We start from the raw sequence: 15,250 nt of genomic DNA, 5'->3' as shown, positions 1-15,250 counted from the left end.
TTGAGACATCTTCGCCAAGGTGGACCATGCAACGCGATTCTCTGACAGCACCGAACACGCGTCCGCTCTATACCGCGGAGCAGAGACAGCGCCGGGATGGATCGCGTTGGACCCTGGTGCAGGCGATTCTCGCGCCGACGCAGTTCGCGGTCTTCCTCGTCTCGCTGGTTCTGGTGCTGCGCTATCTCGGCACGGGCGAGGGATACGCGGCGGCGACGGTTTCGGTGCTGCTCAAGACCGCGCTGCTTTATCTCATCATGATCACCGGGGCGATCTGGGAAAAGGTCGTGTTCGGTCAGTATCTTTTTGCGCCCGCGTTCTTCTGGGAGGACGTGTTCAGCTTCGCGGTGATCTTCCTGCACACGCTCTACCTCGCTGCGCTTTTCGAGGGATCGACGGGTCCGGCGGGGCTCATGTGGATCGCACTTGCCGCCTATGCCGGATACGCGATCAATGCGGGGCAATTCCTTCTCAAGCTGCGCACGGCGCGGCTGCAGGCGGAGGTGGCGTCATGAGCGCGCCCGGCCTTGCCCCTTCCTCCGGATGCCGCAACACGCCGGTGCTCAAGCAGCGCGGCCAGCGCGAGGTGTTTTGCGGGCTGACCAGCATCATCTGGCTGCATCGCAAGATGCAGGACGCGTTCTTTCTCATCGTCGGCAGCCGCACCTGTGCCCATCTGCTGCAATCGGCCGCCGGCGTCATGATCTTCGCCGAGCCACGTTTCGCCACGGCGATCCTAGAAGAGGGCGATCTGGCCGGCATGAACGACGCGCATGACGAGCTCGACCGCGAGGTCGCCCGCCTATTGGAGCGGCGGCCCGGTATCCGCCAGCTCTTCCTTGTCGGATCCTGCCCGTCCGAGGTCATCAAGCTCGATCTTGCCCGCGCTGCGGAGCGTTTGACACAAATCCACGCGCCGCGTGTGCGCGTGCTGAACTATTCCGGCTCGGGGATCGAGACGACCTTTACCCAGGGCGAGGACACCTGCCTTGCATCCATGGTCCCGGTGCTGCCGAAAACGGACCGCCGCGAGTTGCTGGTGATCGGCGCGTTGCCCGATGTGGTCGAGGATCAGATGCTCGGGCTTTTGTCGGGCCTGGGGATCGAGAACGTCCGCTGCCTTCCGGCGCGGGGTGTGGAGAGCGGTGTGGCCGTGGGGCCGAATACCGTCTTCGCCCTGACGCAACCTTTCCTCAGCGATACCTGTGCCGCGCTGGAGCGCCGCGGCGCGCGTCATATCGCGGCACCGTTCCCCTTCGGCGCTGATGGCACGACCGCCTGGCTTCGCGCCATCGCGCAGGAGTTCGGTATAGGGGCGGACCGTTTTGCCGCCGTTACAGACGCACCGCGCAAGCGGGCCGAGCGGGCCGTGGCGCAGGCGGCGCAGGATCTGGCCGGCCGGTCGGTGTTCTTCTTCCCCGACAGCCAGCTTGAAATCCCGCTGGCGCGCTTTCTCACCCGCGAATGCGGCATGACCGCGATCGAGGTCGGCAGCCCCTATATCCACGACGCCATCCACGGCCCCGATCTCGATCTGCTCGAGGCCGGGCCGATGATCTCCGAAGGGCAGGATGTCGATCTGCAACTGGACCGCGCCCGCGCTGCGCGGCCCGATCTGACAGTCTGCGGCCTCGGTCTCGCCAATCCGCTGGAGGCCGAGGGGCTGACGACGAAATGGGCCATAGAGCTCGTGTTCACGCCGGTCCATTTCTACGAACAGGCGGGCGATCTGGCCGGGCTTTTCTCGCGTCCGCTGCGCCGCAAGGGGCTGATCGCCGGGCTTTCCCCAAGGCTGAGGGCGGCGGAATGAAGCTGACCGTCTGGACATATGAAGGCCCGCCTCATGTCGGCGCGATGCGCGTGGCGACCGCGATGAAAGGGCTGCACTACGTTCTGCACGCCCCGCAGGGCGACACCTATGCCGATCTGCTGTTCACCATGATCGAGCGCCGCGATCACCGCCCGCCGGTCAGCTACACCACCTTCCAGGCGCGCGATCTCGGCTCCGATACAGCGCAACTTTTCCAGGACGCTTGCTGCGACGCCTATGCACGTTTCAAGCCCGAGGCGATCATCGTCGGCGCGTCCTGCACCGCCGAATTGATCCAGGACGATCCGGGCGGGCTGTCAGAGTTGATGGGCCTGCCGGTGCCCGTGATCCCGCTTGAATTGCCGAGCTACCAGCGCAAGGAGAATTTCGGCGCGGACGAGACCTTCTTTCAGATCGTCCGCACGCTGGCGAAGCCCTGTGAGCGGACGGCGCGCATTTCGTGCAATATCCTTGGGCCCGCGGCTCTGGGCTTTCGCCACCGCGATGACATCACCGAATTGACGGCGATGCTGCACGAGATCGGCATCGACGTGAATGTGGTGGCGCCGATGGGGGCCACTCCGTCCGATATCGCCCGGCTCGGGGCTGCGCATTTCAACATCCTGCTCTATCCCGAAACCGCCGAAAGCGCGGCGCGCTGGCTGAAGCGGGAATTCGACCAACCGCACACCACCATTGTTCCGATAGGCGTGACGGCCACGCGCGATTTTCTGGCCGAGCTGGCAACCCTCACCGGCTTGCCATGCCGCGCCGGCGAAGAGCGGTTGCGCCTGCCGTGGTACGCGCAATCGGTCGACAGCACCTACCTGACCGGCAAGCGCGTCTTCATCTTCGGCGACGCGACCCATGTGCGCGCCGCCGCCTATATCGCGCGCGACGAGATGGGCTTCGAGGTGGCGGGGATGGGCTGCTACAACCGCGAATTCGCGCGCGGCATCAGGGCATTGGCACGGGAGTTCGGTGTCGAGGCGCTGATCACCGACGATTATCTCGAGGTCGAGCAAACCATCGAAGCGCTGCAGCCCGAAATGATCCTCGGAACCCAGATGGAGCGCCATATCGGCAAGCGCTTGGGCATTCCCTGCGCCGTGATCTCCGCCCCGGTGCATGTGCAGGATTTCCCGGCCCGCTATTCCCCGCAGGTCGGCTTCGAAGGCGCGAATGTCATCTTCGACACCTGGGTGCACCCGCTCGTCATGGGTTTGGAAGAACATCTGCTGCACATGTTCCGCGAGGATTTCGAGTTTCACGACGCCGCCGGGCCGAGCCATCACGGCGCCGCCGCGACGCCCGAGACGCCCCGCGCGCCGGCAAGCGCCGGGGATGTCATCTGGCTCGATGCGGCAGAGCGCGAGCTAAAGAAAATACCGTTTTTCGTGCGCGGCAAGGCGCGCCGGAACACCGAAACCTTCGCGCAATCGAAAGACCTGCGCGAGATCTCCGTCGATACGCTTTACGAGGCGAAGGCCCATTATGCGCGATGAGGCGATCCATAGCTACCGCGTCGTCATCCTGACGCTCGACCGGCACGCCGCCGGCCCTGCCGCGCGGGTCGCGCCGCGGCTGGCAGCGGATTATCCGGGGCTTCAGCTTTGCGTGCATGCCGCCGCCGAATGGGGCGAGGATCCCGCCGCGCTGGCCGCTGCGAAAGCCGATATCGCGCGGGCCGATATCATCATCGTCAACATCCTTTTCCTCGAAGAGCACATCAACGCGATCCTCCCCGATCTGACCGCCCGGCGAGAGGTCTGCGACGCCTTTGTCGGCATGGTCGCGGATGCGCAGATCGTCCGGCTGACGAAAATGGGCGATCTGGACATGTCCAAGCCGGCCTCGGGTGCGATGGCGCTGCTGAAAAAGCTCAAGCCCGCGCCGAAGGCCAAGGGCGGCACCGGCGCGTCGCAGATGAAGATGCTGCGCCGAATTCCGAAGATCCTCAAGTTGGTGCCGGGACGCGCGCAGGATCTGCGGCAATGGTTCCTGTCGATGCAATACTGGCTTGGCGGGTCGGACGACAATATCGAGAACATGGTGCGCAGCCTTGTGTCGCGCTACGCGTCGAACCCGCTCTGGCGCGATACCGATGCCGCGCCGCCGGTGGAGTATCCCGAGGTCGGGCTCTATCATCCCGATCTTCCCAAGCGGATCGTCACCGATCCCGCCGCGCTGCCGGAGCGCCCTGCCACGCATGGCACGGTCGGGCTGGTGATGCTGCGTTCCTATATCCTTGCCGGGGATACCGCGCATTACGATGCCGTCATTCGCCGGCTTGAAGCGGATGGTCTTCGGGTGATCCCCGCCTTTGCCGGCGGACTGGATGCGCGCCCCGCGATCGACGCCTATTTCGACAGGATCGATGCGCTGGTCTCGCTCACCGGGTTCAGCCTCGTGGGCGGGCCGGCCTATAATGACAGCGACGCGGCGGTCGCCGTGCTCTCCCGGCTCGACGTGCCGTATATCGCCGCGCAGCCGCTCGAATTTCAGACGCTCGATCAATGGGCCTGCTCGCGGCAGGGGCTTGGCCCGGTCGAGACGACGATGCTCGTCGCGCTGCCCGAGATCGACGGCGCGACCAACCCCACCGTGTTCGCGGGGCGGCATGGCGCGGCGGGTTGCACCGGCTGCGCGCAGCGATGCCAGGCGATAGGCTGCGACCGGGCGATGGCGCCTTGCCCCGACCGGGTTGGCGCGCTTTCGGAAAAGACGCGGCGTCTGGCCCGCCTGCGCCGCGCTCGCAATGCCGACAAGACAATCGCAATCGTCCTGTTCGGCTTTCCGCCCAATGCCGGTGCCATCGGCACCGCCGCTTATCTCAGCGTGTTCGAATCCCTGTTCAACACGCTTCACCGGATGAAAGCGGAAGGCTACGACCTGTCCCCGCCCGCCAGTGTCGACGCACTACGCGAGGCCGTTCTGGGGGGGAATTCCGCCGCATTGGGCCAAGAGGCCAATGTCGCCGCGTCGTTGCCCGCCGACCGGATCGTCGCGGAGACCCCTTGGCTGGACGAGATCGAGGCGGTCTGGGGCCCGGCACCCGGCAAGCTGCAATCGGACGGGCGCGGCGTGTTTATCCTTGGTGCGCAGTTCGGCAAGGTTTTCGTCGGCATCCAGCCGGGCTTCGGCTATGAGGGCGATCCGATGCGCCTGCTTTTCGAGCATGGCTTCGCCCCGACCCACGCGTTCTCCGGCTTCTATCACTGGCTCAAGCACCATCTGCGCGCGGATGCAGTGCTGCATTTCGGCATGCACGGCGCGCTGGAATTCATGCCGGGCAAGCAATCCGGCCTGTCGGGGGCCGATTGGCCCGAACGGCTGATCGGTGCGCTGCCGAACATCTACCTTTATGCCGCCAACAACCCGTCCGAAGCGACGCTGGCGAAGCGGCGCTCGAACGCCGTGACCGTGACCCATCTGACGCCGCCTTTGGCGCAGGCGGGGCTTTATAAAGGGCTTGCCGCGCTTAAGGACAGCCTGACGCGCTGGCGCGAGATGCGGGGCGGCGATGCGGCGCAAGGTGAGTTGGAAGCGCTCATCCGCGATCAGGCCGAAGCGGTGGATCTTGACGGCACCGACCCCGCGCGGCTCTGGCTGACGCTGCTGGAGGCCGAGGCGGCGCTGATCCCCAGCGGTCTGCACGTCGTCGGGCGCGGCATGACCGCCGAACAGCGCGCCGATACCATCGCGCTGATGCAGCACGCCAAGGAGGCGGAACGTGCGCGCGCCGATCATCTCTTGCAGCAGGACAGCGAATTGACCGGGCTGATGCGCGCCCTTGGCGGCCGTTTCATGGCCCCGGTGCCGGGCGGCGATCTGATACGCAACCCCGCGATCCTGCCGACCGGGCGCAACATCCATGCGTTCGATCCGTTCCGCATGCCCACGGCATTTGCGATGCAAGATGGCGCAAGACAGGCGCAGGCGCTGCTCGAGGCGCATCCGGCATTGCCGCAATCAATCGCGCTGGTGCTTTGGGGCTCGGACAACATCAAATCCGACGGCGGCCCGATCGCCCAAGCGCTCGCGTTGATGGGATGCGCGCCGCGCTTTGACGCCTATGGGCGGCTCTGCGGTGCCGATCTAGTGCCGCTTGGCGAACTGGGCCGCCCGCGCATCGACGTGATCATGACGCTGTCAGGCATCTTCCGCGATCTGCTGCCGTTGCAAACAAGGATGCTGGCCGAGGCCGCATTGAAATGCGCCGAAGCGGACGAACCCGTCTCGCAAAACTTCATCCGCGCTCATGCGCTGCGCTACGCCGAGGCGATGGGCTGCGATTTGCAGACCGCCGCGCTGCGCGTCTTTTCCAATGCCGAAGGGGCGTATGGCTCGAATGTCAATCTGCTGGTGGACAGCTCCGCCTTCGGCGATGAGGACGAGCTGGCCGACGCCTATCAGGCGCGCAAATCCTTCGCCTATGGCGTCAATGGCAAGCCGGCGCAGAACGCCGCGCTGCTGCAGGCCGCGCTGAGCGATGTGGATCTGGCCTATCAGAACCTCGAAAGCGTCGAGTTGGGCGTGACCACGGTGGATCACTATTTCGACACGCTGGGCGGCATCGCCCGCGCGGTCAAGCGGGCGCGGGGCGGGGCGGACACGCCGGTTTATATCGGCGATCAGACGCTGGGCGGCACCAAGGTGCGCACGCTCGCCGAACAGGTCACGCTCGAGACGCGCTCGCGGAGCCTCAATCCGAAATTCTACGAAGCGCTGCTGGAACACGGTCACGAGGGCGTGCGCCAGATCGAGGCGCATATCACCAACACCGTCGGCTGGTCCGCGACGGCGGGGCAGGTGGAGCCTTGGGTCTACCAGCGGCTGACCGAGACATTCGTTCTGGACGAGACGATGCGCGAAAGGCTGGCGGCGCTCAATCCGCAGGCGTCGATGCGCATGGCGAGCCGGCTGCTCGAAGCGTCGGACCGCTCTTACTGGAGCCCGGACGAGGACATGTTGAACGATCTTCAGAACGCCGCCTACGCGCTCGAAGATCGGCTCGAAGGCATTGCGGCCGAATAGGCCCGGAAGGAGAAACAGATGGCATTGGACAGAACCGCACCGATCCTGCGCGGCGAAGACGGAGAAGGATCCGTCCAGGTGCATCAGGACGCGAGCGCCGCCATCACCGGGGCCAAGGTCTTTTCCGTCTATGGCAAGGGCGGGATCGGCAAATCGACCACCTCGTCCAACCTGAGCGCGGCTTTCACGATGCTGGGCCGGCGCGTGCTTCAGATCGGGTGCGATCCAAAGCATGACAGCACCTTCACCCTGACCGGCACCTTGGTGCCGACGGTGATCGACATTCTCAAGGAGGTCGATTTCCACCCCGAGGAACTGCGCGCCGAGGATTTCGTGTTCGAGGGGTGGGGCGGCGTGAAATGCGTCGAGGCGGGCGGACCGCCCGCCGGGACGGGCTGCGGCGGCTATGTGGTCGGGCAAACGGTCAAACTGCTCAAGCAGCATCACATGCTGGAGGACACCGATGTCGTGATCTTCGACGTTCTGGGCGACGTGGTCTGCGGCGGCTTTGCCGCGCCGCTGCAACATGCCGACCGCGCGCTGATCGTCACGGCCAATGATTTCGACAGCATCTACGCGATGAACCGGATCATCGCCGCCGTGCAGGCCAAATCGAAGAACTACAAGGTGCGGCTGGCCGGCTGCGTCGCCAACCGCTCGCGCGAGACAGACGAGGTGGACCGCTATTGCCGGACCGTCGGTTTCAACCGCATCGCGCATATGCCCGATCTCGACGCCATTCGCCGGTCGCGGCTCAAGAAGAAGACGCTGTTCGAGATGGAGGATGACGAGGAAATCGTGCAGGTGCGCAAGGAATATATCCGGCTCGCCGAAACGCTCTGGAACGGGACCGAACCGCTGGCCCCCGCGCCGATGGAAGACCGCGATATCTTCGAATTGCTGGGGTTCGATTGATGGACGCGACCCCGACATATGAGCGCACCCGCGCGAGGGTCGAGGATTACTTCGACCGCACGGCCACGCGCACCTGGGAACGGCTGACCTCGGATGCGCCTGTTTCGGGCATTCGCGCCACCGTGCGGGCTGGGCGCGACCGGATGCGCCATCTGATGCTCTCCCGGCTCCCCTCGGAACTGAACGGCGCGCGCGTTCTGGATGCCGGTTGCGGCACGGGCGCGATGGCCGTGGAGCTTGCCCGGCGCGGGGCCGATGTGGTGGCGATCGACATATCGCCGGCGCTGATCGGCATCGCGCAGCGGCGCTGCCCGGCCAATCTGGCGGGGCGGATCACCTTTCGGGCGGGCGACATGCTCGCCCCCGAGCTGGGGCGTTTCGATTACGCGCTGGCGATGGACAGCATGATCTATTACGGCGCCGAAGACGTGGCCGGATGCCTCGCGCGTCTGCGGCCCCGGCTTGCCGAAAGCTTCGTGTTCACCCTTGCGCCGCGCACTCCGCTTCTCATGGCGATGTGGCGCGCCGGCCAGATGTTCCCGCGCTCCAACCGCGCGCCGACGATGGTGCCCCATTCGCACAAGGGCATCACCCGCGCGATGCGGCGCGCCGGGGTCGGAGGCGCCCTGGTCCCGGTGGATCGCGTCACATCGGGTTTCTACATTTCCTCGGCCATGGAGTTCCGCCCATGATCTTCCGTGCCAAATCGCTCAAGAGCCTGACGGCCAACCTGCTGCCCTTCGCGGATGCGGCCAGCGAGGGGCTTCCGATGGGCCAGCTGCTGCGCCTGTCGCTCTTTCAGGTGGCGGTCGGCATGGCGGCGGTGCTGCTGCTCGGCACGCTCAACCGGGTGATGATCGTGGAGCTTTCGGTGCCGGCGATGATCGTTGCGTTCTTCATCGCCATTCCCGTCCTGTCTGCCCCGTTCCGCGCGCTTCTGGGCTTTCGCTCGGACACCCACCGCTCCGCCATCGGCTGGAAGCGGGTGCCTTACCTCTGGTTCGGCACGCTGTGGCAGTTCGGCGGGCTGGCGATCATGCCCATGGGGCTGGTCCTTTTCACCGGGCGGCAGGCGCTCGACGTGCCGTTCAGCGCCGAGATCGGATCGGGCCTCGCGTTCCTGCTGACGGGTATCGGGATGCACATGACGCAGACGGCGGGGCTGGCGCTGGCCGCCGACCGGGCCGATGACGAAACGCGCCCGAGGGTCGTGGCGCTGCTTTATGTCATGTTCCTTGTCGGGATGCTGCTGTCGTCGATCATCATCGGCACGCTGCTGCGCGATTTCAGCGAATTGCGGCTGATCCAGGTGGTTCAGGGGGCGGCGGTGATGACCATTGTTCTCAACCTGCTGGCGCTCTGGAAGCAGGAAAAGGTCAACCCCATGAGCCGCGAGGCGCGCGCCGCGCCAAGGCCGCTCTTTCGCGATGCCTGGGCCGACTTCATGTCGGGCGGCGATGCGGGACGGCTGCTTGCGGTGGTGTTTCTAGGCACGCTGGCCTTCAACATGCAGGATATCCTGCTGGAGCCGTTCGGCGGCGAGATCCTCGGCCTGAGCGTGTCGGCGACAACGCTGCTTACCGCCATATGGGCCATCGGCGCGCTTTGCGCCTTCGGTTGCGCCGCCAGGTGGCTGGCGCGTGCGCGCGATCCCCATCGGCTTGCCGGGCGCGGTATTCTGGTGGGGCTGGCGGGGTTCTCGGCGGTCGTCTTCGCGCCGCCGCTCGGCGCCCCGGCGGTCTTCTTCGCAGGCGCGTTCGGGATCGGTTTCGGCGGCGGGCTCTTTGCCGTCTCCACGCTCAACGCGGCGATGACGATGCCCGCGCGCGGCGCGGCCCGGCGCGGACTGGCGCTGGGGGCCTGGGGCGCGGCGCAGGCGACGGCGGCCGGGCTGGCGATCTTCCTGGGCGGCGCGCTGCGCGATGCGGTCGGATCGCTCGCCATGTCGGGCCGGCTCGGAGAGGCGCTGACCTCGCCGACGACGGGCTATTCCTTCGTCTATCACCTCGAGATCCTTCTGCTCTTCATCACCCTCGTCGCCTTGGGTCCGCTCGTGCGGACGCGCGGCATTCGCAAACCGGCAGGGCCGATCGGTCTTGCGGATTTTCCGACCTGACACCGAAAGGAAACCATCATGCTGGGCCATACATTCTTCGGTGATTTCGATCTGGCAAGCGCCGCCATCTGGGCGTTCTGGGTCTTTTTCGCCTTGCTCGTCTATTACCTGCAAACCGAAAACATGCGCGAAGGTTATCCGCTGGAGGAGGAAACCAAAAAGGGGCGCTTCTGGTCCGGGCTGTTTTCGCTGCCGAGTGACAAGACCTTCCACCTGCCGCATGGGCGCGGCAGCGTCAGCGTGCCGTCGCAGCAGCGCGGAGACCGGCACAACGTCGCGCTAGAACGCAGCTCCGAAACCTCCGGCTTTCCCTATCTTCCGACGGGCGACCCGATGCAGGACGGCGTCGGACCGGCGTCCTGGGCCAATCGCCGCGATGTGCCGGAACTGGACGGGCTGGGCCATCCCAAGATCCGCCCGCTCTCGACCTTGCCGGAATTCAAGGTCAGCGGCGGGCGCGATCCGCGCGGCAAGGCGGTCGTTGCCGGCGACGGCGAGGTTGTCGGACGCGTGATCGATATGTGGATCGATGTGCCGGAAAGCCTCGTGCGGTTCCTGACGGTCGATCTCAATCCCGAAGGGACGGGGCAGACCCGGCTCATCCCCATCAACCTGTGCCGGATCAAATCCGACCGCGTCGCCGTTCGCTCGCTCTATGGCGCGCAATTCGCCGGGGTGCCGCAGATCAAGGCGGAGGACAGGATCACGCTGCTCGAAGAGGAGAAGATCATGGCCTGGTATGCCGGCGGCACGCTTTACGCCGATCCGAAACGGCTGGAAGCGCAGCTTTGAGCCGATCCGCGACACGGGGGATGCATCATGCATGACGATTTCAAATTCGAGCCGGTTCGCGGATTGCCCGAAGCCCTGCCGCCAGATGAGCATATCCTGTGGCAAGGCAGCCCTTCGGCATGGCGGCTGGCCTGCGAAGCGCTGATGCTGCCCTGGGTGGCGGGCTATTTCGCAGTATTGGCGATCTGGCGGCTCGGCGTTTCATCGGTTGAGCTGCCGCTGGCCGTGGCGGCGGGACACGCGGTTCCGTTCCTTGTTCTGGGGGCGGTGTGCTGCGCGCTCTTGCTCGGCATCGCGGCGGTCCAGGCGCGCGGCACGGTCTATACGCTCACCAACAAGCGGGTGGCCATGCGCATCGGCGCGGCGCTGACGGTGACGCTGAACCTGCCCTATACCCAGATCGGCAGCGCCAGCATCGATCTGCGCAAATCCGGCCACGGCACAATCGCCTTCGAGCTTCTGGGAGAAACGCGCCTGTCCTACCTGATGACCTGGCCGCATGTGCGCCCATGGATCATGGCGCGCACGCAGCCGTCGCTGCGCTCCATTCCCGAGGCGGCCGCCGTCGCCGAGATCTTCGCGGAGGCGGCAGAGTGCCGTCAGAGCGTGCCGCAGGTTGCGCCGGCTCACCCCATAGCCCTTGCAGCGGAGTGACGGAGATGACCACCCAAACCACCAACCACCAGCGCGAGCCCGAACTTGTTCCGCGCGTCATGGTGATCGCGATGTTCATTCTGATGGGCCTGGCGCTCGCCATCGCCGGGTTCGCACGGCTGATCGATGCGCCGCTGGCCGGTGCCGTGGTCAAGGCGCCCGTCGCCGCCGAACGCAGCGTGAGGCTGATCGGCGGGCGCGACGGCGCGGTCGAGGTGCGCGGCGCCGATAATGCGCTCATCGCCCATTCGAGCGAGGAGAAAAACGGCTTCATCGGCGTCGTCTGGCGCGTGCTCGCGCGCGACCGGGCCACGCATGGGGTGCCCGATACCGCCCCGATCCGCGTGCTGCGCCGCCAGAACGGGCATATCGCCATCGAAGACACCGCCACCGACTGGTCGATCGAGCTGATCGGCTACGGGGCCGACAATGTCGCCGCCTTCGCCAGGCTGGTCGACTGATACCATCGAAGGAGGGAACCTGATGGGACTGCTGACAAGAACGACGGAAACCGCCCCCTGCACCGTGCGGGTGTCGCACCGTTTCGACGAGCTGAGCGCGCATCTGCGGCTCGACAATGGCGCGGTGATCCACCCCGGCGACAGCGTGCTGGTGCATGGCAGCGAGATCATGGCCCCTTACGGCGAGGTCGTGGAGGAAAAGCGCGAGGCGACGATCACGCGGGCGAGCGCGCTCGAACGGCTCTGGACCCGCGCGACCGGCGATCTGGAATTTATGGAGCTTTGCGAATTTTCCTTTTCCGACGAGGTGATGACATGAACGCGCAGCTTCCCCATTCCTCCACCGCTGCCACCGCAGAGGAAGCGATTGCCCGGCAGGAGGCGCTGCCCCCGCTCAGCAACGAGGCCGCGACCGATGTGGCGATGCAGAACACGCTTCTGACGCCGCGTTTCTACACGACCGATTTCGACGAGATGGACGCCATTGACGTCACCCCCGTGCGCGAGGAATGGGACCGGCTCATCGCGGCAATGAAGGCCGATCCGAACCGGGGCCATTTCAAGAAGAACGAGGACTGGGACGATGTCGATTGGGAGGGGATGGAGCCGCGGCTCAAGCGCGAGTTCATCGATTTCCTGATCTCCTCCTGCACCGCCGAATTTTCGGGCTGCGTGCTTTACAAGGAAATGAAGCGTCGCGGCTCGAACGAGGATATCACGACGCTTTTCCAACTTATGGCCCGCGACGAGGCGCGCCATGCCGGTTTCATCAACGACGCGCTGCGCGAGGCGGGCATCGCCGTCAACCTGGGCTTTCTGACGAAGCAGAAGAAATACACCTATTTCCGCCCGAAATTCATCTATTACGCGACCTATCTCAGCGAAAAGATCGGCTATGCGCGATACATCACGATCTATCGCCATCTGGAGGCAAACCCCGAGCATCGCTTCCATCCGATCTTCAAATGGTTCCGCGAATGGTGCAATGACGAGTTCAGCCACGGCGAGGCCTTTGCCTTGCTGCTACGCACCGATCCCAGGCTGACGCAAAGCTGGGGCAACAAGTTCTGGATCAAGTTCTTCCTGACGGCGGTTTACAGCACCATGTGGGTGCGCGACCATCAGCGCCCGGTGTTCCACGAAGCGCTCGGCGTCGATACCACATGGTATGGGCAGGAAGTGTTCCGCAAGACCTCCGAGATCTCGCGGCAGGTGTTTCCGTTCACTCTGGATATCGACCATCCGCGCTGGCGGCCCAATCTCGACCGGCTGGAGCGTGCTTCGGTTCAGGTCGCCAAGGGCAAGGAGCGGGGCGGCATTGCCGGCACGGTCTCGCGGCTGGCCGGAATGGCCAAGGCGGCGTTCGGCTTCGCCGCGCTCTATACGATCCCTGTCATTCGCCATGACGTTCCCGAAACCAGCCGTCTGGAGCCTGCATACTGATGTTCACCGAGATCTGGATCGCGGCCGGTGTGGCCATTTTCGTCTGGTGGTTCTCCACCGGCGCGATCCTGATCGCGGTGCGCCGGGCCGACAGGCGCGGGCCGGCGGCGCATGCGATGAATGTCGTTGCCAGCGTGCCGGTGCTGGTGCTTGGGCTGGCGGCCGTCCATGTCTTGGCCTCCGGCACGGGCATCGAAGCGGCTTATGGCGGCTTTCTGGGGGCGCTGGCGATCTGGGGCTGGATCGAGCTGACGTTCCTGTCTGGCATCGTTTGCGGCCCGGAACGGCGGTCCTGCCCCGATGGCCTGCGCCCGCCCGAACGCTTCGCTCGCGCGTGGTGGACCGTGGCCTACCACGAAATCGCGCTTCTTCTGGGGCTTTTGGTCGTCGCCGCGCTGTGCTTTTCGCGGCAGACGGATGTGGCGCTCTGGACCTATCTCATCCTCTTCGTTGCGCGCATTTCGGCCAAGATGAACCTCTTTTTCGGCATCCCGCGCATCAATACCGAATTCGTGCCGATCCCGCTGGCGCATCTGCCCAGCTATTTCCGCCAGCGGCCCGTGACGCTGATGTTTCCGCTGTCGATCACCGTGCTCACGCTCGGCGCGGCGTATTTCTTCCAGATGCTGACGCAGGCCGAAACCGATGCCGCCATCGTTGCGGCGACGCTTCTTTGCGCGCTCTCCACGCTGGCGCTGGTCGAGCATTGGCTGATGATCGTGCCGCTTCCCGATGCCCGCCTGTGGCGCTGGATGCTGCCTGCACCGCCCTCACGCCGACCCAAAGAAAGCAAGACCAATGGATTTTGACGCGCTCTTTCAAACGCAACTCGATGCGCTCAGGACCGAGGGCAATTACCGCGTCTTTGCCGAACTTGAACGCAAATGCGGCCAGTTTCCCCGCGCTGCCAGCCATGATGCCGCGACGGTGCGCGATGTGACGGTCTGGTGCTCGAACGATTATCTGGGCATGGGTCAGCACCCGAAAGTGACGGGCGCCATGTGCGAAGCGGTCACGCGCTGCGGCGCCGGCGCGGGGGGCACGCGTAATATCTCGGGCACGACGCATGATCACGTTTTGCTCGAGGCGGAACTGGCCGATCTGCACGGCAAGGAGGCGGCGCTGCTGTTCACTTCCGGTTACGTGTCGAACTGGGCGGCCCTGTCGACACTGGGCAGCCGGCTCAAGGATTGCGTGATCCTGTCGGACGCGGGAAACCATGCCAGCATGATCGAGGGCATCCGCCATTCGCGCGCCACCAAGGTCATCTGGAAGCACAACGATGTCGCAGATCTGGAAGCCAAGCTGCGCGCCTTGCCGGCGAATGTGCCGAAGATCGTCGCGTTCGAGTCGGTCTATTCGATGGATGGCGATATCTGCCCCATGCGCGAGATCGTCGAGGTCGCCGAGAAATACGGCGCGATGACCTATCTTGACGAGGTGCATGCTGTCGGTCTTTACGGCCCGCGCGGCGGAGGTATTTCCGAACGCGAGGGGTTGGCGGAACGGATCACGCTGATCGAGGGGACGCTGGGCAAGGCTTTCGGCGTTGTCGGCGGCTATGTCACCGGCTCGGCGGCGCTGTGCGATTTCATCCGCTCCTTCGCCAGCGGGTTCATCTTCACCACGGCCCTTCCCCCCGCCGTCGCCGCAGCCGCTCGGGTGTCGGTCGCGCATCTGAAACGATCGGACGTCGAACGGAAAATGCAGCGCCGACAGGTCGCCAGGGTGCGCGCGTATCTCGACAATGCCGGGATTCCCCATATGCGCAACGACAGCCACATCATCCCGGTGCTCATCAAGGATCCGGTCAAAACGAAAATGCTGGCCGATTACCTCATGGAGGAATGGGGGATCTACGTTCAGCCGATCAACTATCCGACGGTTCCCAAGGGCACCGAACGGCTGCGCATCACGCCGTCCCCGCTGCACAGCGATGCCGATATCGATTACCTCATCAGCGCGCTGGTCATGCTGTGGAAACAATGCGCCATCGCCCGCGCAGTCGCCTGAGCGCGCCGA

14 protein-coding genes are annotated in these 15,250 nt (G+C 65.1%); all 14 read left to right on the top strand.

Going from position 1 to position 15,250, the window contains the following annotated elements:
- Positions 1-26: 26 nt before the first annotated feature.
- Genes bchF through hemA form a run of 14 tightly spaced genes read left to right on the top strand, consistent with a single transcriptional unit; the run spans position 27 to position 15,241 of the window.
- The gene (bchF, locus tag M3465_RS12295; RefSeq protein ID WP_249502059.1) at positions 27-515 is read left to right on the top strand and encodes a 2-vinyl bacteriochlorophyllide hydratase; all 489 of its coding nucleotides are present in this window, start codon (positions 27-29) and stop codon (positions 513-515) included.
- Complete coding sequence (locus M3465_RS12290) at positions 512-1,810, top strand: ferredoxin:protochlorophyllide reductase (ATP-dependent) subunit N (protein WP_249502058.1); 1,299 nt, start codon at positions 512-514, stop codon at positions 1,808-1,810. The genes bchF and M3465_RS12290 overlap by 4 nt, the downstream gene beginning before the upstream one ends.
- A complete protein-coding gene (gene bchB / locus M3465_RS12285; protein WP_249502057.1) occupies positions 1,807-3,315 on the top strand; it encodes a ferredoxin:protochlorophyllide reductase (ATP-dependent) subunit B in 1,509 nt (502 codons plus the stop codon). Before M3465_RS12290 ends, bchB begins: the two co-directional genes overlap by 4 nt.
- Positions 3,305-6,847, top strand: coding sequence for a magnesium chelatase subunit H (locus M3465_RS12280; protein ID WP_249502056.1), 3,543 nt, complete (start codon positions 3,305-3,307; stop codon positions 6,845-6,847). Before bchB ends, M3465_RS12280 begins: the two co-directional genes overlap by 11 nt.
- Positions 6,848-6,865: 18 nt before the next feature.
- A complete protein-coding gene (bchL, locus tag M3465_RS12275; RefSeq protein WP_249502055.1) occupies positions 6,866-7,762 on the top strand; it encodes a ferredoxin:protochlorophyllide reductase (ATP-dependent) iron-sulfur ATP-binding protein in 897 nt (298 codons plus the stop codon).
- Positions 7,762-8,454 (top strand): magnesium protoporphyrin IX methyltransferase, encoded by a 693-nt coding sequence (gene bchM / locus M3465_RS12270; protein ID WP_249502054.1) that lies wholly within the window; start codon positions 7,762-7,764, stop codon positions 8,452-8,454. Before bchL ends, bchM begins: the two co-directional genes overlap by 1 nt.
- The gene (locus M3465_RS12265; protein ID WP_249502053.1) at positions 8,451-9,878 is read left to right on the top strand and encodes an MFS transporter; all 1,428 of its coding nucleotides are present in this window, start codon (positions 8,451-8,453) and stop codon (positions 9,876-9,878) included. Before bchM ends, M3465_RS12265 begins: the two co-directional genes overlap by 4 nt.
- Before the next feature lie 18 nt (positions 9,879-9,896).
- Positions 9,897-10,670 carry a photosynthetic reaction center subunit H gene (gene puhA / locus M3465_RS12260; protein ID WP_249502052.1) on the top strand — a complete coding sequence of 258 codons (774 nt, stop codon included), beginning with the start codon at positions 9,897-9,899 and terminating at the stop codon, positions 10,668-10,670.
- Positions 10,671-10,694: 24 nt separating this feature from the next.
- Positions 10,695-11,324 (top strand): photosynthetic complex putative assembly protein PuhB, encoded by a 630-nt coding sequence (puhB, locus tag M3465_RS12255; RefSeq protein ID WP_249502370.1) that lies wholly within the window; start codon positions 10,695-10,697, stop codon positions 11,322-11,324.
- 5 nt (positions 11,325-11,329) lie between these two features.
- Positions 11,330-11,785, top strand: a complete 456-nt coding sequence (gene puhC, locus M3465_RS12250; protein WP_249502051.1) for a photosynthetic complex assembly protein PuhC — start codon at positions 11,330-11,332, stop codon at positions 11,783-11,785.
- Positions 11,786-11,807: 22 nt separating this feature from the next.
- The gene (locus tag M3465_RS12245; RefSeq protein WP_249502050.1) at positions 11,808-12,104 is read left to right on the top strand and encodes an O2-dependent cyclase accessory protein; all 297 of its coding nucleotides are present in this window, start codon (positions 11,808-11,810) and stop codon (positions 12,102-12,104) included.
- Positions 12,101-13,228 (top strand): magnesium-protoporphyrin IX monomethyl ester (oxidative) cyclase, encoded by a 1,128-nt coding sequence (gene acsF / locus M3465_RS12240; RefSeq protein ID WP_249502049.1) that lies wholly within the window; start codon positions 12,101-12,103, stop codon positions 13,226-13,228. Before M3465_RS12245 ends, acsF begins: the two co-directional genes overlap by 4 nt.
- The gene (gene puhE / locus M3465_RS12235) at positions 13,228-14,037 is read left to right on the top strand and encodes a putative photosynthetic complex assembly protein PuhE (RefSeq protein WP_249502048.1); all 810 of its coding nucleotides are present in this window, start codon (positions 13,228-13,230) and stop codon (positions 14,035-14,037) included. Before acsF ends, puhE begins: the two co-directional genes overlap by 1 nt.
- The gene (hemA, locus tag M3465_RS12230; protein WP_249502047.1) at positions 14,027-15,241 is read left to right on the top strand and encodes a 5-aminolevulinate synthase; all 1,215 of its coding nucleotides are present in this window, start codon (positions 14,027-14,029) and stop codon (positions 15,239-15,241) included. The genes puhE and hemA overlap by 11 nt, the downstream gene beginning before the upstream one ends.
- Positions 15,242-15,250: the final 9 nt, after the last annotated feature.

Origin of the sequence: Marivita sp. GX14005 (genome assembly GCF_023370775.1) — a bacterium.
Taxonomy (GTDB): Bacteria; Pseudomonadota; Alphaproteobacteria; order Rhodobacterales; family Rhodobacteraceae; genus Marivita.
The sequence above is the reverse complement of the archived record's forward strand: the minus strand, read 5'-3'. Positions and strand labels throughout refer to the sequence as shown.

Bases quoted from the DNA above. Each gene is read 5' to 3' on its own strand.
- bchF (WP_249502059.1), top strand. From the start codon at position 27: ATGCAACGCGATTCTCTGACAGCACCGAACACGCGTCCGCTCTATACC.
- M3465_RS12290 (WP_249502058.1), top strand. From the start codon at position 512: ATGAGCGCGCCCGGCCTTGCCCCTTCCTCCGGATGCCGCAACACGCCG.
- bchB (WP_249502057.1), top strand. From the start codon at position 1,807: ATGAAGCTGACCGTCTGGACATATGAAGGCCCGCCTCATGTCGGCGCG.
- M3465_RS12280 (WP_249502056.1), top strand. From the start codon at position 3,305: ATGCGCGATGAGGCGATCCATAGCTACCGCGTCGTCATCCTGACGCTC.
- bchL (WP_249502055.1), top strand. From the start codon at position 6,866: ATGGCATTGGACAGAACCGCACCGATCCTGCGCGGCGAAGACGGAGAA.
- bchM (WP_249502054.1), top strand. From the start codon at position 7,762: ATGGACGCGACCCCGACATATGAGCGCACCCGCGCGAGGGTCGAGGAT.
- M3465_RS12265 (WP_249502053.1), top strand. From the start codon at position 8,451: ATGATCTTCCGTGCCAAATCGCTCAAGAGCCTGACGGCCAACCTGCTG.
- puhA (WP_249502052.1), top strand. From the start codon at position 9,897: ATGCTGGGCCATACATTCTTCGGTGATTTCGATCTGGCAAGCGCCGCC.
- puhC (WP_249502051.1), top strand. From the start codon at position 11,330: ATGACCACCCAAACCACCAACCACCAGCGCGAGCCCGAACTTGTTCCG.
- M3465_RS12245 (WP_249502050.1), top strand. From the start codon at position 11,808: ATGGGACTGCTGACAAGAACGACGGAAACCGCCCCCTGCACCGTGCGG.
- acsF (WP_249502049.1), top strand. From the start codon at position 12,101: ATGAACGCGCAGCTTCCCCATTCCTCCACCGCTGCCACCGCAGAGGAA.
- puhE (WP_249502048.1), top strand. From the start codon at position 13,228: ATGTTCACCGAGATCTGGATCGCGGCCGGTGTGGCCATTTTCGTCTGG.
- hemA (WP_249502047.1), top strand. From the start codon at position 14,027: ATGGATTTTGACGCGCTCTTTCAAACGCAACTCGATGCGCTCAGGACC.